Origin of the sequence: Streptomyces sp. H27-C3 (assembly GCF_030063415.1) — a bacterium.
Classification (GTDB): domain Bacteria; phylum Actinomycetota; class Actinomycetes; order Streptomycetales; family Streptomycetaceae; genus Streptomyces.
Genome location: NZ_JASITA010000105.1, coordinates 1 through 1,695, shown reverse-complemented (window position 1 = coordinate 1,695; position 1,695 = coordinate 1). Strand labels below are relative to the sequence as shown.

Sequence of the window (1,695 nt, the reverse complement as noted above, 5' to 3'; positions counted from 1 at the left end):
TCAGACGCCGTATTCCTATCGATCAGGTGGACGGTTCTGAATCGAACAGGAGGACCGGGAGGGTGATCTTGGCCGGGCGGGCGCATGAGGACAGGGCCTCTTGGTAGCTCGGGGTTGCGACACCAACCGAGTGCCAAGGAGGCCCTGTTGCTCCAGTCTTGCGTGATCGTGCCTGCTGCGTCCAACTCCCGCGTGTCGGTGTGCGATTGCCTCGCTCACCGGTTCGGGAACGCGGCCGACCGCCCGGACCGGGCGCCGGTGTATCCATCCGACATGACGGACGCGGAATGGGCGGTGGTGCGCGACGCGCTGCCGGTCCCGGCCTGGCTGGAAGGACGGGGCGGACAGCCGGAGGGCTACTGCCACCGGCAGATGCTGGATGCGGTCTTCTACGTCACCGACAACGGGATCAAGTGGCGTGCGATGCCGGCCGACTTCCCCGTCTGGGACCGCGTGTATGCGTTCTTCCGCAGGTGGCGGAAGGCGGGCCTGGCCAAGGAGTTCCACGACCGGCTGCGTGGTCGGGCCCGTACGGCCGAAGGGCGCGAGGCGGAACCGACGGCGGCGGTCATCGACTCGCAGTCGGTCAAGGGCGCCGCCTCGGTGCCCGCCTCCTCACGCGGTTACGACGGCGGGAAGAAGATTAACGGGAGGCGCCGGCACGTCATCACGGACTGCCTCGGTCTGCTGTTGATGGTGCTGGTGACCGCCGGTGATGTCACCGACCGCGAAGCCGCCCACGTCATGCTTCCCGGGCTGCGGGCACGGTTCCGCAAGATCACCCTGGTATGGGCCGACGGTGGCTATACCGGGCACCTGGCCGACTGGGCGCGGGAGAAACTGCAGGTCACCCTTCAGATCGTCAAACGCAGCGACGACATGACGGGGTTCGTGGTGCTGCCGAGACGGTGGGTGGTGGAGCGCACTTTGGGGTGGTTGATGCGCTCGCGCCGTCTGGCGCGGGACTTCGAGACGCTGCCCTCCAGCAGCGAGGCGTTCATCTACTTCTCGCTGGCCATGCTCATGAGCCGCCGCCTCGCCCGCCGCCCGGCTGGCCGACCGCGGCAGGAGCAGTCGCGGTGGGCTGCCGCGGCGTGAACCGCCCGGACGGCGACGCCGCCAGCCACTCTCGCTCGACCAGCCGTTTCGCCCTTGAGCGCACTCCTTCGATTTTCGCCGGCACCAACTCCAGACCCAGCTCGACCGCCAGGTCTTTCGCCGACACCCCATCACCCCCGCCCGGCCCGGACTCCACCAGCTCCACGAGCCGCCGGTAGTCCGGCGCGAGCGCCTGAAGCGTCAATCCCTGGCGCCGTCGCGGCACGGTCGACCCCGTGACCGGGACCTTCTCCACCGCCGTCGGCACCTTTCGCGGGCCGGGGACGAGGACATCCGTCTCCTCGGCCCCAGCGGCCAGGGCCTCAGCGAGCTCTGCCCGCGCGATCACCCGGCGGCCCAACACCGCTTCCGCCTCGCCGAGTTCAGCCGCGATCCGCTCCACCTGAGCGCGAAGTTCCTCCGCCCGTACCCGGGCCGCCATCTCCCGCTCCTCCAACAACCCCATCACCGATGTCATCGGTCATCTCCGCATCGCCGAGAACGAACTGATCGCCCGAACTCTCCCGCAACGACACCGAAACCATGCCTGAACAGCGGAAACTCAACGGTCAGGTCCGGAAAGACAACGGCTTCTCA

2 protein-coding genes are annotated in these 1,695 nt (G+C 68.4%); one reads left to right on the top strand and one right to left on the bottom strand.

The window, feature by feature from the left end; translation table 11 throughout:
- Positions 1 to 273 precede the first annotated feature (273 nt).
- On the top strand, positions 274 to 1,098 hold the full coding sequence (locus QMK30_RS38230; protein WP_283522933.1) for an IS5 family transposase: 825 nt from the start codon (positions 274 to 276) through the stop codon (positions 1,096 to 1,098).
- On the opposite strand, the gene QMK30_RS38225 is transcribed toward QMK30_RS38230, so the two are convergent.
- Positions 1,022 to 1,576 (bottom strand): hypothetical protein, encoded by a 555-nt coding sequence (locus QMK30_RS38225; protein ID WP_283522932.1) that lies wholly within the window; start codon positions 1,574 to 1,576, stop codon positions 1,022 to 1,024. The two genes, QMK30_RS38230 and QMK30_RS38225, sit on opposite strands and share 77 nt — an antisense overlap.
- Between the last annotated feature and the right edge of the window lie 119 nt (positions 1,577 to 1,695).